The sequence below is a fragment of the Bordetella genomosp. 9 genome (assembly GCF_002261425.1).
Lineage (GTDB): Bacteria > Pseudomonadota > Gammaproteobacteria > Burkholderiales > Burkholderiaceae_B > Bordetella_C.
In genome coordinates, this window is record NZ_NEVJ01000001.1 from 1,147,873 (window position 1) to 1,173,134 (window position 25,262).

22 protein-coding genes and 1 tRNA gene are annotated in these 25,262 nt (G+C 66.0%); 9 read left to right on the forward strand and 14 right to left on the reverse strand.

What is annotated here, in order from left to right; genetic code table 11:
• Nucleotides 1-13 precede the first annotated feature (13 nt).
• Nucleotides 14-1,363, reverse strand: a complete 1,350-nt coding sequence (locus tag CAL26_RS05285; protein WP_373454451.1) for an MFS transporter — start codon at nt 1,361-1,363, stop codon at nt 14-16.
• A 287-nt stretch (nt 1,364-1,650) separates the two neighbouring features.
• Between CAL26_RS05285 and CAL26_RS05290 the strand changes: the two genes are divergently transcribed.
• A complete protein-coding gene (locus CAL26_RS05290) occupies nt 1,651-2,412 on the forward strand; it encodes a YdcF family protein (RefSeq protein WP_094845828.1) in 762 nt (253 codons plus the stop codon).
• Nucleotide 2,413: 1 nt separating this feature from the next.
• On the opposite strand, the gene CAL26_RS05295 is transcribed toward CAL26_RS05290, so the two are convergent.
• On the reverse strand, nt 2,414-3,349 hold the full coding sequence (locus CAL26_RS05295; RefSeq protein WP_094845829.1) for a LysR family transcriptional regulator: 936 nt from the start codon (nt 3,347-3,349) through the stop codon (nt 2,414-2,416).
• A 249-nt stretch (nt 3,350-3,598) separates the two neighbouring features.
• On the opposite strand from CAL26_RS05295, the gene CAL26_RS28280 reads away from it, so the two are divergent.
• The 5 genes from CAL26_RS28280 to CAL26_RS05320 all read left to right on the forward strand — a co-directional run bounded on the left by CAL26_RS28280 (nt 3,599) and on the right by CAL26_RS05320 (nt 7,461).
• Complete coding sequence (locus CAL26_RS28280; protein WP_179283258.1) at nt 3,599-4,018, forward strand: RidA family protein; 420 nt, start codon at nt 3,599-3,601, stop codon at nt 4,016-4,018.
• A 77-nt stretch (nt 4,019-4,095) separates the two neighbouring features.
• On the forward strand, nt 4,096-5,133 hold the full coding sequence (locus CAL26_RS05305) for an ABC transporter substrate-binding protein (RefSeq protein WP_179283259.1): 1,038 nt from the start codon (nt 4,096-4,098) through the stop codon (nt 5,131-5,133).
• Entirely contained in the window at nt 5,130-5,918 is a 789-nt protein-coding gene (locus CAL26_RS05310; RefSeq protein WP_094845832.1) for an ABC transporter ATP-binding protein, read from the forward strand. The genes CAL26_RS05305 and CAL26_RS05310 overlap by 4 nt, the downstream gene beginning before the upstream one ends.
• A complete protein-coding gene (locus CAL26_RS05315) occupies nt 5,915-6,691 on the forward strand; it encodes an ABC transporter permease (protein ID WP_094845833.1) in 777 nt (258 codons plus the stop codon). The genes CAL26_RS05310 and CAL26_RS05315 overlap by 4 nt, the downstream gene beginning before the upstream one ends.
• The gene (locus CAL26_RS05320) at nt 6,688-7,461 is read left to right on the forward strand and encodes an ABC transporter permease (protein WP_094845834.1); all 774 of its coding nucleotides are present in this window, start codon (nt 6,688-6,690) and stop codon (nt 7,459-7,461) included. The genes CAL26_RS05315 and CAL26_RS05320 overlap by 4 nt, the downstream gene beginning before the upstream one ends.
• A gap of 15 nt (nt 7,462-7,476) precedes the next feature.
• On the opposite strand, the gene CAL26_RS05325 is transcribed toward CAL26_RS05320, so the two are convergent.
• The 4 genes from CAL26_RS05325 to CAL26_RS05340 are packed head-to-tail and all read right to left on the reverse strand — an operon-like array spanning nt 7,477 to nt 12,133.
• Entirely contained in the window at nt 7,477-8,241 is a 765-nt protein-coding gene (locus tag CAL26_RS05325; protein ID WP_094845835.1) for an IclR family transcriptional regulator, read from the reverse strand.
• A gap of 51 nt (nt 8,242-8,292) precedes the next feature.
• Nucleotides 8,293-9,282 carry an amidohydrolase family protein gene (locus tag CAL26_RS05330; RefSeq protein ID WP_094845836.1) on the reverse strand — a complete coding sequence of 330 codons (990 nt, stop codon included), beginning with the start codon at nt 9,280-9,282 and terminating at the stop codon, nt 8,293-8,295.
• 22 nt (nt 9,283-9,304) lie between these two features.
• The gene (locus CAL26_RS05335; RefSeq protein ID WP_094845837.1) at nt 9,305-10,840 is read right to left on the reverse strand and encodes an LVIVD repeat-containing protein; all 1,536 of its coding nucleotides are present in this window, start codon (nt 10,838-10,840) and stop codon (nt 9,305-9,307) included.
• A 27-nt stretch (nt 10,841-10,867) separates the two neighbouring features.
• Nucleotides 10,868-12,133, reverse strand: a complete 1,266-nt coding sequence (locus CAL26_RS05340; RefSeq protein WP_094845838.1) for an MFS transporter — start codon at nt 12,131-12,133, stop codon at nt 10,868-10,870.
• Nucleotides 12,134-12,624: 491 nt separating this feature from the next.
• On the opposite strand from CAL26_RS05340, the gene CAL26_RS05345 reads away from it, so the two are divergent.
• Nucleotides 12,625-15,483, forward strand: coding sequence for an autotransporter family protein (locus CAL26_RS05345; protein WP_094845839.1), 2,859 nt, complete (start codon nt 12,625-12,627; stop codon nt 15,481-15,483).
• Nucleotides 15,484-15,500: 17 nt separating this feature from the next.
• On the opposite strand, the gene CAL26_RS05350 is transcribed toward CAL26_RS05345, so the two are convergent.
• The 3 genes from CAL26_RS05350 to CAL26_RS05360 all read right to left on the reverse strand — a co-directional run bounded on the left by CAL26_RS05350 (nt 15,501) and on the right by CAL26_RS05360 (nt 18,672).
• Nucleotides 15,501-16,352: a fumarylacetoacetate hydrolase family protein gene (locus CAL26_RS05350; protein ID WP_094845840.1), complete on the reverse strand. Its 852-nt coding sequence runs from the start codon at nt 16,350-16,352 to the stop codon at nt 15,501-15,503.
• A gap of 78 nt (nt 16,353-16,430) precedes the next feature.
• Nucleotides 16,431-17,597, reverse strand: coding sequence for an enolase C-terminal domain-like protein (locus CAL26_RS05355; protein WP_094845841.1), 1,167 nt, complete (start codon nt 17,595-17,597; stop codon nt 16,431-16,433).
• Between the two features lie 34 nt (nt 17,598-17,631).
• Nucleotides 17,632-18,672, reverse strand: coding sequence for a Bug family tripartite tricarboxylate transporter substrate binding protein (locus CAL26_RS05360; protein ID WP_094845842.1), 1,041 nt, complete (start codon nt 18,670-18,672; stop codon nt 17,632-17,634).
• Nucleotides 18,673-18,789: 117 nt separating this feature from the next.
• Between CAL26_RS05360 and CAL26_RS05365 the strand changes: the two genes are divergently transcribed.
• Nucleotides 18,790-19,701, forward strand: coding sequence for a LysR family transcriptional regulator (locus CAL26_RS05365; RefSeq protein WP_179283260.1), 912 nt, complete (start codon nt 18,790-18,792; stop codon nt 19,699-19,701).
• 15 nt (nt 19,702-19,716) lie between these two features.
• Here CAL26_RS05365 and CAL26_RS05370 read toward each other — a convergent pair whose 3' ends face one another.
• The 4 genes from CAL26_RS05370 to CAL26_RS05385 all read right to left on the reverse strand — a co-directional run bounded on the left by CAL26_RS05370 (nt 19,717) and on the right by CAL26_RS05385 (nt 23,133).
• Nucleotides 19,717-20,727, reverse strand: a complete 1,011-nt coding sequence (locus tag CAL26_RS05370; RefSeq protein ID WP_094845844.1) for an ornithine cyclodeaminase family protein — start codon at nt 20,725-20,727, stop codon at nt 19,717-19,719.
• A 36-nt stretch (nt 20,728-20,763) separates the two neighbouring features.
• Nucleotides 20,764-21,735 carry a Bug family tripartite tricarboxylate transporter substrate binding protein gene (locus tag CAL26_RS05375; protein WP_094845845.1) on the reverse strand — a complete coding sequence of 324 codons (972 nt, stop codon included), beginning with the start codon at nt 21,733-21,735 and terminating at the stop codon, nt 20,764-20,766.
• 121 nt (nt 21,736-21,856) lie between these two features.
• The gene (locus CAL26_RS05380; RefSeq protein WP_256987980.1) at nt 21,857-22,795 is read right to left on the reverse strand and encodes a LysR family transcriptional regulator; all 939 of its coding nucleotides are present in this window, start codon (nt 22,793-22,795) and stop codon (nt 21,857-21,859) included.
• Nucleotides 22,796-23,057: 262 nt separating this feature from the next.
• Nucleotides 23,058-23,133, reverse strand: a tRNA-Gly gene (locus tag CAL26_RS05385).
• 353 nt (nt 23,134-23,486) lie between these two features.
• On the opposite strand from CAL26_RS05385, the gene CAL26_RS05390 reads away from it, so the two are divergent.
• The gene (locus CAL26_RS05390; protein WP_094845847.1) at nt 23,487-24,545 is read left to right on the forward strand and encodes a DUF481 domain-containing protein; all 1,059 of its coding nucleotides are present in this window, start codon (nt 23,487-23,489) and stop codon (nt 24,543-24,545) included.
• 18 nt (nt 24,546-24,563) lie between these two features.
• Here the strand turns inward: CAL26_RS05390 and urtE are convergent, their stop codons facing one another.
• Nucleotides 24,564-25,262, reverse strand: a complete 699-nt coding sequence (gene urtE, locus CAL26_RS05395) for an urea ABC transporter ATP-binding subunit UrtE (RefSeq protein ID WP_094845848.1) — start codon at nt 25,260-25,262, stop codon at nt 24,564-24,566.

Sequence of the window (25,262 nt, forward strand, 5' to 3'; positions counted from 1 at the left end):
CCCGCGCCGTCCTTCACGCGACCTTGCGTGCGCGTCCGCGCGAGATCCCCGCGCCCGCTTCCGGCGCCAGCGCGGCGTAGCCCGGGGTGGACGCCAGCACCACCGCGCCGATCGCGATGAAAGACCAGGCGAAATCCCAATGTTCCGGATGGTCGCGGCCGGCGATCAGCATGGACAGCTGCATGACGCCCGCCGCCACCGCGACGCCGGCGGCGCGGGGCAGATGCTGGGCCGTGCCGGAAAACGAGGTCGCGGCGGAAAGCTTGGCCGGCGGGATATCCGCATACGTCAAGGCATTCATGCAGGCGAAGTTCAGCGAACGCGCCAGGCCGCCGCACAGCAGCAGCACGAAGATGGCGCTCTCCGGCCAGCTGGACGTCAGCGTCGCGCAAACCAGCAGGGTCGCGGTGAAGGCATAGCAGCCCCCCAGCAGGATGGTGCGCACGCGATAGCGCTGCAGGAAAAACTGCGCCATGGGGCGCATGCAGAATGCGCCCACGGCGCTGGCCAGCGTCAGCATGCCGCTGCGCGACGCCGACAGCCCGAAGCCCAGCTGCAGCGTCAGCGGCACCATGAAGGGCAGGGCGCCGGCGCCGGCGCGGAACAGGCTGCCGGCCGCGGTCGCGGCCCGGAAGGTGGGAATGGCCAGCAGCGAAAAATCGATCGCCGGATTGGCCGCGCGCTTGCAATGCCACACCGTCAGGCAGAAGAACAGCAGGCCGGCGCCGATCGCCAGCCAGGGCAACTGCGGCGCCACGATGCCGCGGCCGACGGTTTCCACGCCTATCATGAAGACGCTGATGGCGATGCCCATCAAGGTCATCCCCATGACGTCCAGCTTGGGCGGACGTTCGGTTTCCGAACGCGGAATCAGGCGCCAGACCAGGGCCAGGCCGAGTATGCCTATCGGCAGGTTGATCCAGAAGATGCTGCGCCAGGAAAACGCATCCGTCAGGAAACCGCCCAGGGGCGGACCGATCACCGGTCCGACCATCGCCGGCATGGAAAGCCAGGTGGTGGCGGACAGCAGGTCTTCCCTGCGCACGCCGCGCAGCAGCACCAGCCTGCCCACCGGCACCATCATCGCGCCGCTGGCGCCCTGCACGATGCGGGCGATGACCAGGCCGCCCAGGCCATTGGACAGGGCGCAGCAACAGGATGCCGCGGTGAACAGGAAGATCGCGCACATGAATATCCGCTTGGCGCCGAAGCGGTCCGCCACCCAGCCGCTGACCGGGATGAAAACGGTCATCGCCACCAGATACGATGTGATCGCCGCGCTCAGGTGCACCGGATTGACGTTCATATCGCGCGCCATCGCCGGGAGCGCCGTCGCGATGGCGGTGCTGTCGATGTTCTGCATGAATAGCGTCGTGGCGACCACCACGGCGATGACGCGAAAATTGCTGTGCGGATTCACAAATCGTTGTTGCTGGTGAGGGCGGCGGGCAGCCAGGATTCTCGCTACAGGCCCGTGCCTTGTCAAAATGCCGAGCAGCGATTGCCAGCGATTCATGGTTCTGTCAGCATGCGTTCCATTCCAATAATGAACTTGTCCGGCGTGGGCGGTTCTCAGGCGCGTTGTCCGTCCTCCCTGTCAGTCCCCCCTGTCCCACGACGTGCGGCGACCTTGCATTACGCTGAATACAAATGACGCTTATCGTCTTCGTCGCGATCGTCGCGATCGCCACACTGTGTCTTTGCCTGGGCGGGCGCCGCTCCGGCCAGGCCGGCTACGGCGTCGCGGCCGTCCTGTTCCTGGCGGTCGGCTGCGGGCCCGTGCCGGCCTGGCTGCTCGGTGAGCTGCAAACCGCCTATGCAAAGCGGCCCGTGGTGCAATGGGCGGAGCGCAACGCCATCGTCCTGCTGGGCGCCGGCACCGCGCGGATCTATGGTTCGCCCGGCGTCGAACCCGGCTTCTTCTCCTACCCGCGCCTGGTCGAGGCCGCGATGCTGTATCGCGGCTGCCGCGCGACGCAGGCGGACTGCAAGATCATCGTGACCGGCGGCGACGCGCAGTACCACGGCATGCCGGAAGCCTCGGTCTACCGGGCCGCGCTCGTGGACATCGGCATTCCGGCTTCAGACATCCTGTCCGAAGCCGAAAGCATGAATACCTGGCAGAACGCGCAGTTCACCAGCGCCATGCTGGCCGATTACCGGCCCGGCCGCGTGGTGCTGGTTTCATCGGCCCTGCATCTGCGGCGCGGCCTGATGTATTTCGCGCATTTCGGCATCGCGCCGGTGCCGGTGCGAGCCGACTACCTGCAGGCCGTCAGATCGTGGCTGCCGCTGTCCTTCAATTTCACCCTGGCGGATGTCGCGCTGCACGAATTCATCGGCATCGCGCGCTACCACGTCTACAACGCGATGGGGTGGAACGCGGCAAGGACCTTGCCCGGCCAGGCGTGAATCAGCTCGCCGCCGTCAGCGCCAGCTTGTCCCAATACAGATCATGGCGAAAGCGTTCGGCGAAGTAGTCGACGCATGCGCGGATCTTGGGCGACACGAAGGGCCCGGCCACGTAGTGCAGCCACACGTGCGAACCAAAGGTGCCCAGGGCCTCGTAATCGCTCAGCAGTACCCGCAGCCTGCCTTCCATGACCTCGGCGCCGATGGCGAAGGTCGGCATCAAGCCCACCCCCATGCCCGCCAGCGTGGCGCGGTAGACGGCCTCGCTGTCGTTGACCAGGTAGCGGCCGCGGACGGAAATCGCGAATTCGGCCGTGCCGGCGCGAAAGCGCCATACCTCGCCCGACGTCACCGATGACCGGTAGAACACGCAGTTGTGCGCCTCCAGGTCGGCGGGCGTGCGGGGGACGCCGTGGCGCGCCAGATAGTCGTCGGTCGCGCAGACCACCCAGCGCACGTCGGCAAGCTTGCGGGCCACCAGATTCGCGCCGGGTATCACGTCCGCGCCGATGGCCAGGTCGAAGCGTTCCTTGACGAAATCCGCCAGGCGATCGCTCATCGTCAGTTCGATGGATAGATGGGGATGCAGGCGCAGGAATTCCGGAATGGCGGGCGCGACATACAGGCGGCCGAACGCCGATGCCGCGCCGATGCGCAGCAGGCCGCGGGCTTCCGCCGCGAAATGGCCGGCCACGCGTTCGCCGGCTTCCGCTTCCCGGGACATGCGGGCGCAGTGGGCGAATACGGCTTCGCCGACTTCGGTCAGGCTCAGGCGGCGGGTGGTGCGATTCAGCAGGCGTACGCCCAGCGACTGCTCCAGGCGCGAGACATGTTTGCTGACCGCGGACGCGGACATCTGCAGGTGCTGGGCGGCGGCCGAAAAGCTCTCGTATTCGACGACCTTGGCGAACACGATCATGTCGATGGGATTGTGCATACAGGCTTATACGCGATGGCGAATCGGCGAATCGGCGAACCGGCGAAATGGGGCGAGCGGCGTTCAGCGCCACCAAAGGTTACGAACGGCGCACCGATTCGTCAACGAATGGAAAAAGACAAATTCCAGCGGGATGGCTTATCGCGGCCGCCACGCGACCCTAGAATTTCCTCACGCCATCCATGCCGCCGCGCGCGGCGACCCGCGCCGCACTGGATCAGTGCCTGGCGCACCAATACGGAGATTTTCATGCGCGCCAATGTGTTCCCGGACGGCCTGTCCAAGCGCATCGTGGGAGGAAGAACGCTTTATTCGCCGGTGGTTTCGGTGGATATTGGCGGCTACAAGCTGGTTTTCGTCTCTGGCCTGCTGGCGCGCAACGCCGACGGCGATATCGTCGGGGCTGGCGATATGGCGGCGCAGATCCACCAGGTCGGCGCCAACCTGAAGAGCGCCTTGTCGTCGGTGGGCGCGACCTTGGACGATCTGGTGCGCACGGCGACCTACACCACGAAGATCGACGAGTTCTTCCGCCATGTCGACGCGCGCCACGAATACCTGGGCACCAGCCTGCCCACCAGTACCACCGTCGAGGTCACGCGGCTGTCCCATCCGGATTTCATGGTGGAGATAGAAGCGATGGCGGTCCTGGCGCCACCGGCGGCATAAGCGCCGCGGGCAGGAAAAAAACGATACAAGGGAAAACGACGATGAGTGAAAACAACAGTGGAAACAGCAGCGGAATCATGCGGTCCCGGCGCGTTTTGCTGCGCGCCGGGGCGACGGCCGCCGCGGGCGCGGCATTGGGCTTGCCGGCCTGGGTCGGCGCGCAGGGCGCGCCGGTGAAGATCCGCTACGCCACGGGCGGCGGCATCGGTCCCAACGAAATGGAGACCGTGATCTTCCTGGACTGGATGCAGAAGAACGTGCTGCGGCAGTACGGCAAGGACTACGTGGTCGACATGACCTACACGCGCGGCACGCCCGAGGCCGCCACCCTGCTGGCGGCGGGCCAGGCCGACATGGCCACGCTGTCGTTTTCCGTATTTGCGACGCTGATGCTGAAAGGCGCGGTGCCGGACGGCCTGTCCATCGTGGCGGACAACTACCAGGACGCCAAGCCGGGCTATGCCGCGAACACCTTCTTCGTGCTCGAGGGTTCGCCGATCCGGAAGGTGGAAGACCTGCGCGGCAAGCGCATCGGCGTGAACGCCTATGGCTCCGCGGTGGACCTCGGGCTGCGGGTGCGCCTGAAGAAAAGCGGCCTGGACGCCCGCAAGGACGTGGAAATCGTCGAGGTCGCCTTTCCCAACATCGGCGCGGCCTTGCGCGAAAAACGCATCGACTGCGGCGTGCTGGTGATTCCCTTCATGGTCAATGAAACCGCCAAGGGCGGCCTGCGCGCGCTGTTCAATGGCGGCGACGCCTTCGGTACCTATGCCCCCATTTTCCAGGTCGCCACGCGCGCCTTCATCAAGTCCAACCGTCCGGCGGTTTCCGCCTTCCTGGCCGACTACGTGCGCGGGCTGCAGTGGTTCTACGACCCCGCCAACCGCAAGCAGGCCATCGCGCTGACGGCCGGGTTCACCAAGTCGTCGCCCGACGTGCTGGATTCGTACTTCATGACCGGCAAGGACTATTACCGCGACCGCAATGCCTGCGTCAATGCGGAACTGATCCAGCGGCCGGTGGACGCCATGGTGGAACAAGGCCTGATTCCCCAGCCCTTGAAAATCGCCGACTATCTGGATCCCAGCCTGTTGCCCGGAACCTGCGCGTCATGAGTTTCATCACCGTCAGCGGCCTCTCCAAGCGCTACGGCTCGCGCCACGGCGACGTCCTGGCCCTGCGCGACGTCGACCTGTCCATACGGGAAGGCGAGTTCGTCTCGATCGTGGGGCCTTCAGGCTGCGGCAAGAGCACGCTGCTCTACCTGATCGGGGGGTTCCTGCAAGCCGAGCAGGGCGCCATCCATGCCGCCGGCCGGCCGGTTACCGGCCCTGGCGTGGACCGCGGCGTGGTGTTCCAGGAGTACGCGCTGTTCCCGTGGCTGACGGTGGCGGGCAATATCGAATACGGCCTGAAAGAGGCCGGCAAGCCGGCATCGGAGCGCGAGCGCATCGTCCGGCATTACGTGAGCCTGATCGGGCTCGCCGGATTCGAGAACCGGTATCCCAAGGAGCTGTCCGGCGGCATGAAGCAACGCGTGGCCATCGCGCGCACGCTGGCCTGCGGGCCGCGCATCCTGCTGCTCGACGAACCCCTGGGCGCGCTGGACGCGCAGACCCGCGAAGGCATGCAGGACGAGCTGCTGCGAATCTGGAAGGCCACCTCCACCACCGTCATCATGATCACCCATGACGTCAACGAGGCGGTTTACCTGTCCAGCCGCATCGTGGTGATGAGCCGGCGTCCCGGCACGGTCGTGGAAGAATTCGACGTCGACCTCGATCATGCGCAGGGGCGCGAAGCGCTGATGCTTTCCGATGCCTTCAATGCCTTGCGCAATCGGGTGTGGCTGTCGGTGCGCCGGCAGGCGGTCGCGGATACGGAGACGCATCCCGCATGACCGCCGTCGCATTGCATCTGCGCCGGGCCCTGCCTCTGCTGGGCCTGGTGCTCCTGTGGGAAGCCGTCGTCATGGCGGGCGTGGTCGATCCGGCCTTTCTACCGCCGGCGCACCAGGTGGCGGAGGCGTTCTGGCAATTGGTGGCCGAAGGCGAGGCCTGGCGTGACCTGGCGATATCCGCCTACCGCGCGCTGGGCGGCCTGGTGCTGGGTTCCGCGGCGGGCGTCGCGCTGGGATTGCTGATGGCCACCTCGCGCCGCGCCAACGGTTTCTTCGGGCCGCTGGTGGCGGCCACCTATTCCTTGCCCAAGGCCGCCCTGGTGCCGCTGTTCGTGTTGTGGTTCGGCGTGGGTGACGTGACCAATATGCTGACCGTCTTCCTGTCCAGCCTGCTGCCGGTGGTGGTCAATACCTACCATGGCGTGAAGGCGGTCCCGCATACGCTCGTGTGGAGCGCCCGCGCTTTCGGGACGCCGTTCCATCGGATACTGACACGGGTGCTGCTGCCCGCCAGCGCGCCCCATATCCTGACCGGCGTGCGCATTGCCCTGGGATTCTCCTGGGTGCTGACCTTGTCGGCCGAGATGATCGCCGCCCGGTCGGGTATCGGCAAGCTGGTGTTCCAGTACGGCGAGAACGGATCCTATGCCTATATGTTCGCCGGCATCACGTCCATCGTGATCCTGGCGTATGCCATGGACCGGCTGATGGTGCGCCTGACGGCGCGCCTGCTGCGGTGGCACGAATCCGCGCAGGCCCGGGAGGCCGCATGATGGCGCGGTCGAAATGTTTCCGCTGGCTGGTCGGGCTCTATCCGTTCGCCCTGGTCATCGCGGCCTGGTTCGCCGCGACCGAGTGGGGCGCGGCGCGTCCCATGTTCCTGCCGTCACCCATGGCGGTCCTGCGCCAGTTCCTCTCCCTGCTGTCTTCGCAGGAGGTCATCCAGCCCGTGCTCCTGAGCCTCTATCGCGCCTTCCTGGGGCTGTTGCTGGCGGTGGCCGCGGGCGTCGCATTGGGTCTGGGCATGGCACGGGTGCGCTGGCTGCGCCGGGTGGCCGACCCCTTGGTGGCGGTGGCCTTTCCCGCGCCCAAGATAGCGTTCATGCCCATCTTCATCCTCTGGTTCGGCATCGACAGCCTCTCGAAAGTGCTGCTGGTGGCGTTCACCTGCGTTTTCCCCATGATCATCGCGGCGTACGAAGGCGCGATTTCGACGCCGGCGCCCATGCTCTGGTCGGCGCGCGCCATGGGCACCACGCCGCGCCGCATGCTGTGGCGCGTCGTGCTGCCCGCGGCCGTGCCGGCGATCTTCAGCGGCGTCCGCGTCACCGTTCCCGTCGCCCTGATCACCGCCTACACGGCGGAGATGGTGGCCGGCGGCGGCGGGCTGGGCGCGGTGTTGATGTATGCGCAACGATTCTTCGAAACGCCCACCGTCTTCGTCTGCATCGTTCTGATGCTGCTGTCCGGGGTGCTGCTGGACCGGCTGCTGGTGGCGCTGCGGGGGCGGTTCATCCCCTGGCAGGACGAACATGATGGCTGAGTCGCGGCGCGATGGCTAACGGATAAGCGCGGCTTCGATCGACGCGACGCATTCCAGGACGTGCCTGTCGACCATGCGCTGGCGCATCTCGGTCATGCGGCTGCTGATGGACGCGACGAAAACCGCCGCGCTGGGGACGCCGCCGCGGTTGCGCACCACCCGCCCCAGCGCGACGATGTCCAGCGCGGCGCTGCCTTGGTCCAGCGCGTAGCCGCGATGGCGGGTCTGCATGATCCTGTCGCGCAGGACAGCCTCCGTCAGGCAGTAGCGGCCCAGTTGCGGCGCAATCGCCTCGATCGCGACGTCCGCGTCGTGATCGTTCATCGCGGCCAGGATCGCCAGGCCGGCCGCGCCTATGCCCAAGGGGTGCCTGTCGCCCACGTTGCGGGCCAGCGTCTGGATCTCGAAGTTGCCGGCTATCCGCCGCAGGCAGACGATTTCGAGCCCGCTGCGGCTACTCAGGAAGGCCATGTCGCCGGTGGTGCGGGCCAGTTGCCGCAAGGCGGGCTCGGCGGCTTCTTCCACATTGGTTTCCGGCAGGGCGCCCAGGCCCAGTTCGTGCAGCAGCGGTCCCAGCCGGTAGCCGCGCCGGCCCGGATCGCGCGCCAGCATCCGTTCCTGCACCAGGCGTTGCAGCAGCCGGTGCGCCGTGGACTTGTCCAGCGCCGCCATTTCGGCGATATCGATCAGGCGCAGGTTGTGCGATTTGCTCGATGCGACCAGCCGGATCAACTGGATGGCCCGGCCCACCGTTTGCGACGTCGATGTGGCGACGGCCACGATACACCTCCCGCTTCAACCTGGCGCGCAGGCCGCGCCGGACGTAACGTTTCACGCTTCGCGCAGCAGCTTCAACGCCGTGCCGCAACACACGCATCGTCGCTCCATGGGCGTCATGCGCGGCACCGCGTCCAGGGTGGCCGCGGGATCGTCATCGGCCATGTCGAACGGCGCGTCGGTGCCAACGCAGACATGATCGGCGCCGACCAGATCGATAAGATACCGCAGCGCCTGCGGATCGAACACCAGGCTGTCGAAGTAAATGCGCTTCAACAGATCCTTGGGCGACGATTTGCTGACGCCATGCGTCTCGGCGCGCACCGCGTGGCCGTGCACCAGCCGGCCGATCTGGTAGGGCGCGAAGCCGCCGCCATGGGCCAGCACGATGCGCAGGTCGGGCAGCTCGTCCAGGCGGCCCGAGAACATCAGGTTGGCCAGCATGACGGTCGTATCCAGCGGATTGCCGATCAGGTTCGTCAGGTAGTAGTTTTCCAGGCCGCTCTTGGCGCCGACGTAGTACGGATGCGCGAAGACGAAGACGCCCAGTTCGGCGGCGCGCCGCAGCAAGGGCCGGAAGCGTTCCTCGGCAAGCTGGGCGCCTTCGATGGAGGTGCCGATCTCCACCGCCTTGAAGCCGTAATCCCGCACGACGCGCTCCAGTTCGGCCACCGCGGCGTCGGGATGCTGCATCGGCACGGTGGCCATGGCGCGCAGCCGGTCGGGCTTGCGCGCCACCATGTCGGCGACGCCGTCATTGACCAGGCTGGCAACGTGCAGCGCCAGGTCGGCGTCCGCCCAGTAATAGAACATCGGCGGCGCGGGCGAGATCACCGAGATATCGATGCCCTTGCGATCCATCGCCGCGAGCTTGGCTTCGACGACGTGGAATTCGTCGAACAGCGGGTAGACGTAGCCCTGGTCATGGACCATCTTGCGGGCGGCGCCTTCCCCCACGATCCGCGCCTGGAAGCGCGCGGGGTCGGCCGCGATCGCCGCGACGATGCGATCGGGAATGACGTGGCTGTGGATATCGATCTGCATGGTTGGGGCGATCCTCGTTGCGCTAGCCTTCCCAGCCCACGTTCACGTGCGGCACCGACCATTGTTCGACAGCCATGGGCTTGAGCACCGGCTCGCCCAGGAAGGGCGCCGACAGCAGGTACAGGCCGGCGTGCGTGGACAGCCAGATCAATTTGCGATCCCATTCGATGAAGACCGCCTCCGACGTGCCGCGGCGCCAGCTCATGTAGTCGTGGATATCGCCGTCGCGCGCCGGCACGAAGTAGGCGACCTCCTTGGGCGTGGTAGGGTCGGAAATGTCGAAAAGACGCAGGCCGGCATTCAGGTAGGACAGCGCCACAATGTCCGGGCGCGCCTGGCCCGGCGCGATCCAGTGCTGCATGACGCGCGAGCTGAAGCGGCCGCGCGCCATCGCGAAATCCTTGTACGGCGCATCCGGATGGGGCATGGGGCGCGGGAACAGCCCGATGATGCGGGGATGGGCAGGATCCTTTACATCGACCACATAGCTGGTATGGAAAGGTTCGCGGCAGTCGGACTCCAGCGACTCCGGTATGGCGATCACCAGCTTCTGCAACTGCGGATAGCGCTTGGGGTCGGCGGTGACGGGCACGACGTGGTGATACGGAATGCCGCCGATGGCTTCCAAGGGATGCGTCACCTTGCCGTACACCTTGGGATTGCGGATGTCGGAAAGATCATGGACGTACATGCCGAAATGGCCCCAGCCGCCGTAGCCGACGGTGCCGCCGTCCTCGACGCGGACAGGGACGATGCAGGGCGTGCGGTTGCAGGTCCAGGAACTCTGGTCGCCGGCGAAGGGGTAGGTGGCGCGGTAGTAGTCCTCTTCGTCCAGCCGCTGGCCCGGCGCCCACCAGCGCGACACTTCCTTGACCTTGGCGGGGTCGGACATATCGACGATCATGAGTCCGTTGCTGTAGACGCGCTCGGTGCTTTCCATGCGCAGCTGATCGTCCCAGCCGCAGGCCAGGTAGGCGTACTTGCCGCCATCGTAGAAGGGCAGGTGTACCCCATGGCCGGTGCTGCCTGTTTCGAACTCGTTCAGCAACACGGTCTTTTCGGGATTGGTGACGTCATACGTCTTGATGCCCCGAAAGCCCGCGTGGCGCTTTGCCTTGTCGGCATATTCCTCGTGGTATTTGCCGCGCGGGTATTGCATCGTGCCCGGGGTCAGCGGCATCTGGTGCGCGACGACGCGTATCCATTTCCCGAGCTTTTCGTTGTAGACGCAGCTCTGGAAGGTCGACAGTTTCTCTTCCGGAATGACGCTTGCCTTGCGCGGGTCCGTGATGTCGACCCAGCCGCCTTCGAAGGCGATCAGGCGGCGCTCGCCCTTGGCCCACATGCAGGAATGCTCGTCCCCGAAGATCGTCAGCTTGATCGACGGAAAGAAGTCGATGACCTCCATATTGGAAAGGTACTGGTTCTTGTCCAGGTAGTTCAGGGCGCCGGCGGGCAGCCGGAAGGGTACGGTCCCCCCGCCCGGCATGACGCCTTCGATGCGTTCGGCTTGGGCCTGGCCGCCTGAAGCAAGTGCCTGGTCGTCGATTTTCGCCATTGCGGATCTCCTGTGGGTAAGTGGTGCCTATGCCTTGAGCCGATGCGCCGGCCCGCCCGCCGCGCCGAGTTCGATGCCGGCGGACGGGCGCGTCGCCTTGCGGCGCATCGTGGTGGCGATCATGACCAGGATCATGGAAAGGATCGCGAATCCGGATGTCTGGATGATGCCGGCCGCGGTCCAGCCGAACACTTCCTTCAGCTCGGCGAGCAGATAGCCGGCGAAGGCGGCGGGGATGTAGTAGCTGGCGATGAACATGCCCGAACCCTGGGCCGTCTTGGCCGGGCTCATGGATTCGATGATGATGGCGGACAGGTTGGAATAGAGCAGGCTGAGCACCGACACGCCGAACACGCCGGCCGCCAGGGCATGCAGGAACACCGAGCGATCCAGTTCGGTGAAGGCGATGCCGCCGGACAGGGCGCCCAGCGGCAGCGCCAGGAACAGCACCTTGTGATAACCCAGGCGGTCGCCCAGCCAGCCGCTGAGCGGCGCGAGAAAACCGCCGATGCCGATGGCGCTCATGACGTAGGCCGCTTGCGCGGGCGTGAATCCCAGTGCGTTGCGCAGATAGGTGGGATACAGGCCAGAGAAGCCGTAGACCGCCACGCCCGCGCAGATCGCGGCGAGCCCCAGCGTGACCGTGGTCGGGTTCCAGATGGTCTCGTTGGTGTCGTAGGGAGCACTGTTGCCCGCGGTATTGGCCGGCGACTCGTTTTCACGGCTCTCGCTGAACCATGGCTTGACCCACAACCAGACCATCACCATCGCGACGGCGCCTATCATGCCGAAGACGATGAACGGCTGCTTCCAGTCGTATGCGTTCAACAGCGCGGCGGTGCTGGTCGGTCCCAGGAAGGCGCCGATGCCGTAGCCGAACGAGACCGATCCCGTGACCAGCGCGCGGTGCCTGTAGAAATAGATGGCGCCGATGGCGATGATGGCCGTCGCCTGCATGGCTTCGCCCAATCCGGAAATGAAGCGGTAGGCGAGCAGGTCCGCCAGCCCGTGGGCGTAGGCGGTCATCAGCGTTGCCACGGAGAAAATCAGCAGGCCCAGGATCACCACCGACCTGCGCGAGCGGATGCCCAGCAGATAGCCGGTCGGTATCGCGGCCAATCCCATGCCCAGCGTGAACAGGGTCGATGCCAGGCCGACTTGCGGCAGCGACAGGTTCATCGCGTTGCGCACTTCGATGGCCAGGACGGAGAACAGGGTGCGGTCGACGGCGTTCAGCACGTAGGACAGCAGCAGGATCAGGAACATTGCAATCGCGGCGTGGCGTTTTTGCATGGAATTTCTCCCTTGGGGACCGGCGGACGTGGCCGGCCAGGTACGGCCGGCCAGGTGCGGCCGGCCAGGTGCGGCCGGCCAGGTGCGGCCGGCCAGGTGCGGCCGGCCAGGTGCGGCCGGTCGCGCCGCATTTGCATGGGGGAAGGGGCCCGGTCAACCGCTCGAATCGATCCTAGTGGCGCGGCCAAAACGTGGTCAAAGGAGAATCCGGACTTTTCCCAGATAGCAATAAATTCGCGGGAAAACGATAGCGCCGGCCGGTTCCGGATGGTATCCAGCAGCGCGCTTCTACATCTTTTAGATGCTATCTAGTATGTATCTTCGGCTAACTGGATGGTATCTACGCACTAAATGCTTGGTATTGCCACGAAAGGCGTATACATTGCCTTCTTTTTTGGCGAATGCTCTTCCTTGCCGAGGCGCATTCGTGGGAGTCGGAAACGCCGTCCCGGAACCGCGGACGGCATGCGCCAGAAGGGGAATCCGAAGCTATGGCTAAAACGAAGAAGTTGCTCAAGGCAACGCTCGCGCTCAGCGCGTCCTATTGCGGCGGTGTCATGGCCGCCGACCTGGTGGTCGGGCCGACCGATACCAGGCTCATCGACGGCTCCGCCAGCTATCCGGGCGGGGTCGACGTCAACGGCGGCACCCTGGTGATCGGCAGCGCCGGCCCGGGAGGCGGCACCACCCTCAACGGGAATGTCGCCGCGACCGCGGGCGCCACCGTCGGGGGCTTTGGCGCGGTCAACGGCGATCTCAGCCTGACCGGCAATTCACGGGTCGCGCCGGGTTACCCCGTCGGTACGCCGACCGGGGTGTCCAACGGGAATATGGTCGTCAACGGCAACCTGTCGATCAGCAACGCCGCCTTCGACTTCGAAACCGGCTATGCCGGGCTGCCGATCACGCAGCCAGGTACCGGCGACAACATCACCGTGGGCGGCAACGTCGCCCTCAACAACGCCACGCTGAACGTCTCCGTGAATACGCTGGGGGTCAACGCCGGCTATTACCGGATCATGTCGTACGGCGGCACCTTGAGCGGCAACGGCCTGTCCCTGGGCACGGTCAGCGGCGATTCGCTGCCCGCGGCCACCATCCAATCGCTGACGGGCGACAAGCAGATCAACCTGATCCTGGGCCCCAGCACGACCAATCTCTGGAACGGCAACGGCCTGGCGTCCGCGACTCGCGCAGGCGGCGGCGACGGGACATGGACCGCCGCGAGCACGAACTGGAACAGCCCCGCCAATGCCACGGGCGCGCTGCCCGATGGCGCGTACGCCATCTTCACCGGCGCGGCCGGACTGGTGACGGTCGACGGCGGCGCCGGACCGGTCCGGGTGTCGGGCATCCAGTTCGCCACCGACCGGTATCGCCTGCAGGGCGCGCCCATCACGCTGGTCGCCAGCGGCGGCAATCCGCCGGCGATCGTGGTGGGTGACGGCACCTATGCGTCGGGCCAGTTCGTCGACACCATCGACAACCCGCTGCAGGGCACGAGCGGCTTCGTCAAGACCGGCCCCGGGTCGGTCATCCTGAACGCCGACAGCAGCGGGCTCAGCGGCCCCATCCTGATCGCCGACGGCGCCCTGGAGATCAACGGCAAGCTGAACGGCCCGATCGACATCGGCCGCGAGGTCGTGCTGGCCGGCGTGGGGCAGGTGGGCACCACCACGCTGTATCCCACCGCGGTCATCTCCCCGGGCAACGATGCGTCGCCGATCGGCACGCTGACGGTCAACGGCAACCTCACCTTCGGCCAGGACACCATCTATCGGGTGCATGCGGATCCGGCCAGCAGCGCCAGCGATCACATCCACGTGACCGGCATCGCCTACCTGGACGGCACCGTCGCGCACGTGGGGCCCAACGGCAGCTATGCGCCGCGCACGACGTACAACATCCTGACGGCGGACGGCGGCATCCAGGGCCGGTTCACCGGCGTGTCGAGCGACTATGCGTTCCTGACCCCGACGCTGAGCTACGACCCGAAGAACGCGTTCATGACGCTGACGCGCAACGACGTGCCGATCGGCAGCGTCGGCAACACGGGCAACCAGGGCAGCGTGGGCGGCGCGCTGGATAACGAAGCGCCGCCGGCCAACGGTAACGGAGCGCCTGCGGGCAGCGGCGGCGCGGGTGCTGGCGGCACCAGTGGCACCAGTGGGGCCGGTGGCGCGAATGGCGCGGCGGGCGGTGCCGGCGCGGGGGCCGCGCCGGGCGGCGGCAATGGCGCCGTCGGCTCCGTGGCCGGGGCGGCCAGCGGCACCGGCGCAAGCCAGGTCGCCGCGGCGGTTCTCGCCATGACGCCGGACCAGGCGCGGTCGGCGCTGAACATGCTTTCCGGCGAAGCCTACGCCAGCACCGCCAGCGTCTTGCAAGGCCTGGGCGATACCGTGCGCACGCTGCCGATGGCCCATCTGCGTGGCAACCTGGACGCACCGGCAGTGGCGGGACGGCCGACGGCGCAGCTGGGATCGCCATCCGCCGACGCCCTTCCCGGCAGCGGCGCGTCGCCGGTGTGGGCCCAGGTGTTCGGCAACTGGCGCACCTTCTCGGGCGACGGCAATGCGTCCCGCGTGCGGCAGTCCGACGGCGGGCTGTTCGTCGGCGGCGACGGCGCGGTCGGCGGCGGCTGGCGGCTGGGCGGCGCGGTCGGCTACATCGGCAGCCACAGTTCCATCGACGACGTGTCGTCGCGCAGCAGCATCGACAGCTACACGGCGACGGTATTCGGCGGGCGGAACTTCCAGGCTGGCGCCGGCCATTTCCGCTTCACCGCCGGCGCCGCCTACACCTGGCACGACATTGATACCAAGCGCGACGTGGCGGCGGGCGCCCTGAACCAGCAATTGGAATCGTCCTACCACGCGTCTTCGACGCAGCTGTTCAGCGAACTGGGCTACAACCTGCCGCTGGGCGACGCCTACACCATCGAGCCGTTCGCGGGCGTCGCCTGGAACCAGTTGCGCACGCGCGCCTTCGATGAATCGGGCGGCACGGCGGCCTTGCACGGCTCGGCCGACCACAGCGACGTGACCAGCACCACGCTGGGCCTGCGCGGCTCATGGCAGTTCGAATCCGAGCGCGCGCCGGGCCGCCTGACCGCATCGCTGGGTTGGCGCCACGCCATGGGTGACGTCACGCCCAGGCAGGACCTGTCTTTCGATGGCGGCAGCACCTTCACCGTGGCGGGCGTCCCGATCGCCCGCGACGCCGCGGTGCTCGGCCTGGGGATCGAGATGGCGATCACGCGCAACACGACCGCCGCCGTCAGCTACGACGCGCAGTTCGGCGGCGGCAACCGGCAGCAGGCGGGGCTGTTCAAGGTGGCCATGCGCTTCTAGTCCGGCGCCGGCCGACGTCACATTTCGTCTTCGATCCGGTTGGACAGTACGCCTATCCCTTCGATTTCGATCTCGATCGTGTCGCCGGCCTTCATCCACACTGGCGGCGTGCGCGCGTAGCCGACCCCGGCCGGCGTCCCCATGATGACGACGTCTCCCGGTTCCAGGGTGATGGCTTCGGTAATGAGGCACAGCGTTTCTTCCACCGGGAAGAGCATGTGCGCGGTGTTGCTGCTCTGCATGACCGTCCCGTTCAGGCGGGATTGGATTTTCAAGCCGGCCGCGCCGGCGGGCAGCGCCGACGCGGGGACCAGCCAGGGACCGAAGGCGCCTGTCCGGTCGAAGTTCTTGCCTATCGTCCATTGCGCCGTCTTGCGCTGGTAGTCGCGCAGCGTGCCGTCGTTGAAGCAGGAATAACCCGCCACGGCTTCCAGGGCGTTGGCCGGGATGAGGTGGCGCGCGGTCTTGCCGATGACCACGGCCAGCTCGGCTTCGAAGTCGAGCTTCGTCGACGCGCGCGGGCGCTGCAAAGGTGCGCCGTGGGCCGTCAGGGACGAGGGGCCACGCATGAAGAAGCTTGGGTATTCCGGCTTGTTGTTGCCGCCCTCGGCGGCGTGGTCGGCATAGTTGAGGCCCAGGCAGATGATTTTGCCGGGACGCGGCACCACCGGCAGCAGCGCCACGTTGGCCAGGGGGCGGCGATCCGCGGCGGGCGCCGCGGCAGCCGTCCGTGTCGCCGCGGCGAAGCCGTCAGCGCCACTGGCGCACAGGCTGGCCATGTCGCCGGGAAGGGCGACGACTGAGTCATCCACCACGGCGCCCAACCGGGGCATACCGTCGGTGGCGGTTCGGAAAGTGACGAAGTTCATAGGCATATTCCAGGGTTGCTTGTAGGTGGGAGGACGGCGCGGGGCCCGCGCGCGGTCCCGGCTGAGGAGCGATCGGCGTCAATCCGCACCGACCGTGCGCATCAATGCGTACAGCGCGCCGTGGCCCTCGAAGCCGATGCCGGGCAACTGTGGCGGATGTATATAGCCTTCTTCCACCACCGTACCGTCCGCGTAGCCGCCGAAGGAGCCGAACACACCGGGATAGGCCTCGCAGCCGCCTAGGCCCAGTCCGGCGGCCAGGGCCAGCGACATCTGGTTGCCGCCATGCGGGAAGTGGCTGGACGGCGGCCAGCCCCGCGCTTCCAGATCGAGCACCATGGTGGCGTATGCGGCCATGCCATAGGATTGCGGAGGATCCACCTGGATCAGGTCTTGTCCGCTACGCCAGCCGCCCAGGCGAACCAGGTTCACCACATCCTGCATGCCGTAGAGGTTTTCTCCGGCCGACAGCGGCGGCGCGTAGACGGAGGCGAGCTCCGCCATCAACGAATAGTCGTTGGGGTCGCATGGTTCTTCGAACCAGCGCAGCCGGTACGGGGCCAGCGCGGCCGCATAGGTGAGCGCTTCGTCGCGCTCGAATTTGCAGTTGGCGTCCACCGCCAGGTACCCGCTGTCGGGCAACACGCCCAGGGCGCAGTCGATGCGCCGCAGGTCTTCGTCCAGCGACGCGCCGCCCACCTTGATCTTGACGTGCGTATAGCCGCTTTCCTGGTGGCCACGGATCTCGTCGGCCACGTCCCGCGGAACGCCGCCCGGGCGATACCATCCGCCGCCCACGTATACCGACACCTTCTGCCGCATCGAGCCGCCGCGGTATCGGCGCGCCAGCAGCTCCGCGGTGGGCAGGTCCCGCGCCTTGCCCAAGGCGTCCCACAGCGCGGTCTCGATGGTGCCGATGGCGATGCAACGTTCGGCGTGGCCGCCAGGCTTTTCGCCGACCAGCATCGTCGCCACGGCCTTTGCCGGATCGAGCATGCCGGCGGCGTCCAGCAGCGCTTCGGGCTTGGCGCGGAGCAGGCGCGGGAAGAAGCGGTCGCGCATCGATTGGCCGCAGGCATAGCGGCCGGTGGAGTTGAAGGCGTAGCCGGTTACCGGGGCTGCGCCGGCGCCCGGATCGAGCTTGACGGCGACGATCGAGGTGGTCATCTCCGCGAAGGAGAATACCGCGTTACGCATGGTGCTTTGCACCGGAAACGCGGCTTCGTGAAGGGCGATGATGCGCATGGCGTGGTTCGGGGTCCCTGTATGTTGTGTCGCGTCAGCGAGTCTGTTCGATGCCGGCGGCGCGGATCAGCGTGCCGTAGCGTTCGGTCTCGTCGCTGATGAACGTGCGGAAGGCGTCCGGTGTGGCCGGCGCGGCGGGCAGGAAGCCGAGTTCGGTCAGCCGTTGGCGTGTCTCCGGCCGGCGCAGCACGCTGTTGACGTCGGCATTTATCTTGTTCACGATGGCCGCCGGCGTGCCGGCGGGCGCCACGAAACCCAGCCATGCGCCATAACGGAAGCCGGGGTAGCCCGACTCGGCTATCGTGGGCACCTGGGGCAGGACGGCAAGCCTTCCGGCCGTGCTTACCGCCAGCGGGACCAGCCTGCCGGACTGCAGGAATGGCAGCACCGCCGACACTCCCGCGAACATCACCTGTATCTGGTCGCTCACGACGCCGACCGCCGCATCCGATGCGCTCTTGTACGGAACATGCGTCAACTTGATGTGCGCGCTGTGCATCAGCATTTCCATCGGCAGATGCTGCGCGCTGGCCAGGCCGCTGGAGCCGAAGTTGATCGCGCCGGGCCTGGCTCGCGCCAGCTCGACCAGTTCCTTCACCGAGCGCGCCGGGAGTCGCGGCGACGCCACCAGCACAAAGGGCGTCTCGCCGATCAGCGCGATGGGCGCGAAGTCCTTCAAGGGGGCATAGGGAAGCCTGGCATACAACCATGGGTTGGCCGCCAGGGTAGTGTCGTTGGGAACCAGCAGCGTATAGCCGTCGGCGGGGGCGCGAGCGACCTGCTGTGCGCCGATGATGCTATTGGCGCCGACCTGGTTTTCCACGACCACGCCCTTGCCCCACATCGCGCTCAGCTTTTCGGCCATGAAGCGCGACGCGATGTCGGCACCCGCGCCCGCCGCGAATGGCACGATGGCGCGCACCGGCTTTTCAGGGTACTCGGCATGGACGGTGGTGCCCGACAGCAGGGTGGCCAACGCGATCGCGCCCCAGCCTGGATGCTTGTGCCGGGTCCGTTTCGCTCGCCGCGCCCAGGCGGATCGTGACGCGCGCGGCGCCTTGTCCATGGTGGCCATGTTGTCTCCGTTTTGTAGTTTGCCTGCGTATTCTGGATCGTACCGAGCCAACTAAAAATAATCGTTTTCAGATGCCTTCCATCTATAATTTATATGGACTTATACAAGGAGACGCGGATGGATCTGCGGCCGGTGCGGTATTTCCTGGCGGTGGCGGAGAAGGGCAGCATCAGCGCGGCCGCCGCGGTGTTGCACGTGGCCCAGTCGGCCATCAGCCGGCAGATACGCCTGCTGGAGGAAAGCCTGGGCGGCCCGCTATTCGCACGCAGTGTCGCCGGCGTGGAGCTGACCGACAGCGGTCTCATGTTCCTGGAGCGTGCCAGATTCATCCTGCGTGAATTGCAGAGCGCCACCCAGGATGTCTCGGATTTCAACCGAGGGATGCGAGGCTCCAATCGCGACGTGCGTGGCACAGTGCGCATGTCGGCGGCTCCGACGGTGGGTCAGGCCCTGTACGGGCGGACCGCGCTGGATTTCCGCACACGATTTCCGCAGGTCCGGCTCGAGCTGACCGAAAGCCCGACCGAGGACGCGTTGCATCGCCTGTCCGCGGGCACCATCGACATGGCTATCGTCTCGGATCCGGGCAACCAGGAACACATTCGCTTCACGCCCTTGATGAGGCAGGAGATCGCCGTCTTCTGCCAACCGGGCAGCAAGCTGGCCGCCCGGTCCAGCCTGCACGCCCGTGAGCTGGCCAAGCTGCCGATCATCATTTCGCTGGGCTTGCGCAACAGCCTCGAAGCGCAGCACGGCGCGGTGCAGCCCGTCATACAGATGGATGGCGGAGAGGGCGCCGCGCAGCTGGCCCGAGCCGGTGTCGGGGTGGTGGTGATGCCGGGGTCGGTCTCGCGGACATCGGCGATCTGGCAGGGCTTGGTGGCGGTGCCGATCCGGGCCTTCTCTGTCACGCGCATGCTTGCCCTTGCCAAGGGGCGACCCGTCAGCCTCGCCGCGAAAGCTTTCCGCGGCGCGATCGAAGAGCACGTGGCCCAGTGCGTAAGCGAAGGCCTGTTTCTGGCGGCCTGAGCGCGAGGAAATCGGCTATTCGTCCGGGCCGTCGAACAGGGTGAAGGACGCCCCCACGCCCCGCGCCTGCGCGCGGTCGATAACGGCGCGGCCGACCATGATGTCGCTGATGGCGAAGCCACGGTGCCAGAAGACGATGCGACCATCGCCTTCTTCACGGCCTGTCCGGCTTCCGTCGACGATCTCGCCGATTTCCGCGTGGAGCATGTCCCGGGTCAGCTTGCCTTGTACGATCAGCTCATGCAGCTGGCCGCCGACGCAGCACTGGCGCCAATCGTCCACCACTACCTTGGACGCCGTCAGTACCGTTGTGGGGTCGACCGCCATCTTCCAGCCGTAGCACACCAGCAGGCAGTCCGGCTTGAGCCATGCGTCCCGGATCAGTATTTCCGGTTTTTCAAGGCGCGTCGCCTCGACCACGATGTCAGCATCGCGGACGGCGGCCTCCGTGGAGTCGACGGCGACGGCTTTGATTTTCAGCTCCTCGCTGACGCGCTTGGCCAGCAGCTCACGGGTTTCGCTGCGCTTGCTGTGTATGCGGACTTCTTCCAGGTCGAACTGACGGGCCATGAGGGCAATGTTCGCGAACGCCGTGCCGCGTGCGCCGATATGGCCCAGGACCTTGCTGCCCGATGGCGCCAGGTGGCGCGCGCCTATCGTGGTGACCGCCCCGGTTCTCCAGGTCGTGATGTCCGTCGCATCGATAATGGCCACCGGAACTCCCGTCTTCGGGTCGTACAGCGTCAGCATCGCCACTTCCGACGGTAGCCCGAGCTTATAGTTGTCGACGTAGTCGCTGATGACCTTGACGCCCGAAAGCCCAGCTGGTTCGGCCCAGCCCACAAGGATATTCAGGTGCCCGTTGAACCTGTCGTCCAGATCCACATGGGCCTTGGGCGGCAGGACCACCTTGCCCTGGGCATGCGCCTGCAATCCCCTGGCGACAATGTCCACGAGCTCGGCGCCGGCGGGTATGAGGCCGGAGACCTGTTCGCGATTGAGGATGCGGAAATCGACTTTGGCCATATTGGTCCCTTGCTGGTGTGGATCGATATGTTGACGTTAGTTGGCCTGCACGCCGGCGGTTTTGATTACCGCGGTCCATTTGGCGGTTTCGGATGCCACGAAGGCCGCGGCCTCTTTGGTCGTCCACGAGACGGTCGACGCTCCCATTTCTTCGTAGCGCTTGCGGAAGGCAGGGGATGCCAGGATCTCCCGCAGTTCCTTGCCGAGCGTATCCACCACCGAGTCCGGGGTGCCGGTGCGGGTCACGAGCGCGTACCAGGATATGGCCTCGAACCCCTTGATTCCCGCTTCGTCCAGGGTCGGCACGTCTGGCAGGGCCACCAGCCGCGTGGAGGACGCCACGCCCAGGGCGCGCACCTTGCCGCCGCGTATCAGGGGGATCGAACCCACACTGTCGTAGAACATCATGTCCACCTGGCCGCCGAGGAGATCGCGCACGGCCACATTGCTCCCCTGGTATGGAATGGTCGCGAAGCTGATTCCCTCTTGGGTCCGCATCAGTTCGCCCGCCAGGTGCGAGAATGCGCCCAGCGTGGTGCCGAAGCTCAGCTTGCCAGGGTGCGCGCGGGCGAAGGCGATCAGTTGCCCGACGCTTTCCGCTTCCACCTTGGGGTTGACCAGCAATATCTGCGGCGCTTCGACGAGCACGGACACGACCTCGAAATCGCGCTGGGGGTCATAGGAAAGGGATTTGAACAACGCTTTCTGGGTTGCCAGGTTCGAGGCGGGGGACAACACCAGCGTATAGCCGTCGGCCGGCTGGCGCATCGCATAATCGAAGCCGATATTGCCCGATGCTCCAGACCGGTTTTCCACGATCACAGGCTGGTTGAGGCGTCCTTGCAGTTCCTGGGCGACGTCGCGCGCAACACGATCCGGCATTCCGCCGGCCGGATAGGGCACGACCAGATGGATGGGCTTGGATGGGTAGCCGCCGTCCGGACTTTGCGCGCTGGCGGTACCAATCGCCGCCAGCGCCATGATGGATGCGGTGATGAGCGCTCGCATGATTTCCCCTTGGCTGTCGTTGTGTGCTTTGCACAAGTCTCGGCCAGATCAGGCGCAAAAATAAAATATTGTTTTTGAATACAACCCCAAGTTTGCGGCTATGCAGCATCAGGGTTAACAACTATGCGCGGCCCGCTCTCCGCTTATAGTGCGTGCGTATGTACTCGCCGCAGTATGCGGCGAATTGCTGCACCGCGCGCCTGGGTTTCATCCCGCCGGCTTGAGCAATGCCCAATGTGATCGCGCCGACTTCCCCGCTGAAGGGACGGACCGCGAATTCGGCGCCGTCGACGGTGCGGGTGGATTTCAACGGAAAGTTCAGGATGCTGTATCCCAGGCCGTTGGCGACCAGGCCGCGCACGACTTCGGGCTGAGCGGATTGGAATACGGGTGTGGGACGCTCGCCCAGGGAATCGAAAAGCCTCGAGAAATATTCACGGCTGTGAGGCAGGTCAAGCATCACATAAGGCACCGTCAGCAGGCTGGGAATAGGGATGGTGCGGCGGGATGCGAGTGGATGGTTCTTCGGCAGGATAACGTATGGCGGCAGCGTCAGTAGCGGCTGGAAGTCGATGGTATCTCCGGTGTCGATGTCGTAGGTCAGTGCGACGTCCAGCGAACCGTCGTACAGCCCATCCAGCAACTCGTTCTGCGGCGCTTCGCGGGTGCGGAAGCTGATGCCCGTGTGTGCCTTCATGAACCGGCTGATCAGGCCCGGCAACAGCGGCGGCGCCAGGGACGTCAGGCAACCCAGCGCGATATCGCCGGACAGGCCCGCATCGATGTCCCGCGCGGCGTTCTGCAGCTCTTCGGCATTCTTCAGCAGCGCTCGGGCGCGGCCCAGCATCTCCTGTCCAGCCTGGGTCAGGGAAAGTCCTGACGCGTGGTGGCGGATGAACAGTTGGACACCGAAGCTGGACTCCAGCTCGGCCAGGGCTGTGGACATGGACGGCTGCGAGATATGCAGCGCCTTGGCGGCCGCCGTGAACGAGAGGGTTTCGGCCGCCGCCACGAAATAGCGCAGCTGGCGCAGGGAGTAATGAAGCTGCGGAAGGCGCACGGGTAGGCTCCCACATGATCGACGGAGCAGTATTGCATAGCCAGAGGCTTGCTTCGGTGCGCCAAGAATATATTTCCCTGATGCGCGGCGCATGCATCCAGGTCCTTGCAAATCTCGCCGGCCGAGTGGTCGTGCATGTCAGCGGCGGGACATGGCATGGCGGCTACCCGCCAGATAGTGACGCGCAAAGAAAAAGGCGAATCTTGCGATTCGCCTTTTTTGATCGGCCCGCAGGCCGTTCACCAGCCTGCATGCCAAATTCTGGAGCGGGAAACGAGTCTCGAACTCGCGACCTCAACCTTGGCAAGGTTGCGCTCTACCAACTGAGCTATTCCCGCGTACTGGCTGGCCTGGCGTGGCGCCTGGGTCAGCAGCAAGACCGGCATTATACATAAATCCTGGCGGCTGTCTTATCGGGCCGAGGGCATTCGGCAATCCGGGTCGGCCCGCCTCGCGACGCGGACCGCCGCGCCCAGGCTGACAGTGACGATACAAGAAGCATCAGCGCTTTCCGCCCCACCCCGCGCGAGCGCCCCGACAGGGGCAACGGGCGCTTACCTGCCGAGTCTCTGGTTACATCCCATCGCGTGGCGCTTCGTGTGGACTCTTTAGGATGTAGGACTCACGGCAGAGCTGCCCGGCCTCGGGCCCGCCTGCCTGATCCATCGCCAACACTCCCCAGAAGCAATCCATGCCGAACCCCGCCTACGCGGCGCCGTGCCGCCGCATTGTCCGTTTTCTCCTGCTGTCGTCCCTGGCCTTGTTCGCCGCCTGCGCGCAGGCCGGTACCGTGTGGATGGACAACGGCGACCGGATCAGCGGCAATATCCTGTCGCTGGACAACGGCATCCTGTTGGTGAACACGCCCTATGGCGGCGACGTGCGCCTGCAGTTCAAGCATGTCAAGACCCTGCAGAGCGACAAGGCGCTGGTCATCCGCGACAAATCCGTGGAGCACGACTACTACGCCAAGCTGGTGAGCGCCGACCAGGGCAAGGTGCTGGTGGAGGGCTTGCAGCGCAGCCCGGACGGCGAAAACGAGGTCAAGACCGACGTGGCGCTTTCGTCGCTGCAAAGCATCACGGCCCCCAAGCCCCTGCTGGGCGAGACTTCGGTGAAGGGCAAGCTGGACTTGTCGATCGCGCAGAAAACCGCGTCGGTCAATTCCCAGAACTACGCGGCCGCGTTTTCCCTGGATGCGCGCCGAGGCCTGTGGCGCAACGTCCTCAGCGCGGCCTACAACCGCAGCAAGGACGGCGACGACGTCGGTACGGACAACTACGGCGGCGACTATGCGCTGGACCGCTTCCTGACCGAAAAGGCCTTCTGGCAGGGCCGCATCCGCTACAAGCGCGATTTCGTCGAGGAAGTCAGCCGCCAGACCGCCTACGGCACCGGTCCGGGCTATCAGTTCTGGGATGACGAGCTGGGCGCGTTCTCGCTGTCGGCGCTGGTGGGCCGCGTGGAGTACGGCTACAGCGACGGCGGCAACGAAGGCTTCTTCGCCGGCGGCCTGCGCTGGAACTACTCGCGCTACCTGAGCGGCAAGCAGTTCCAGGTGTATACCAACGGCGAATTCTATCGGGCGCTGGGCGATGCCGGCTTCGGCCTGAACGGCGAAGTCGGCCTGCGCTACAACATCAACAGCACCTTGTCGCTGTACGTGAAGTACGCGCGCGACCTGGTCACGGGCACCCGCGAAAGCATGAACGAGTCCATCTACGGTACGGGCGTGGGCTGGAGCTTCTAGCGGAGCGCCGCCCGCGCGTCACACCGACAGGTGGCGCCTCACCTCGGCGTCGCCCATCGCCGCCTGCTCGCCGCGCGCCACGACCTCGCCGCGCGACATGACGACGAAGCGGTCGGCCAGTTCGTGGGCGAAGTCGAAGTACTGCTCGCACAGCAGGATGCCGATGTCGCCGCGTTCCCGCAGCAGGCGGATGACGCGGCCGATGTCCTTGATGATGGAAGGCTGTATGCCTTCGGTCGGCTCATCGAAGATGATGAGCTTCGGTTCGGCGACCAGGGCCCTCGCGATGGCCAGTTGTTGCTGCTGGCCGCCGGACAGATCGCCGCCGCGGCGCGCCAGCATGGTCTTCAGCACGGGGAACAGTTCGAAGACTTCGTCCTTGATGCGCCGCGCCTTGGCGCCCGAGAACGCCGCCATGCCCATGACGATGTTTTCTTCCACCGTCAGGCGGGCGAAGATGTCGCGGCCCTGCGGCACGTAGGCCATGCCCATGGCGGCCCGCCGGTGCGGCGGCAGCTTCGAAACGTCCTGGCCTGCGAACAGCACCTTGCCGCTGGCCAGCGGCAGTACGCCCATCAGGCATTTCAGCAGCGTGGTCTTGCCCACGCCGTTGCGGCCCAGCAGGGCCAGGCACTCGCCCTGGCGGACGTCCAGCGACACGCCGCGCAGCGTGTGGCTGCCGCCGTAGTATTGGTTGATGGCTTGTACGTCCAGCAT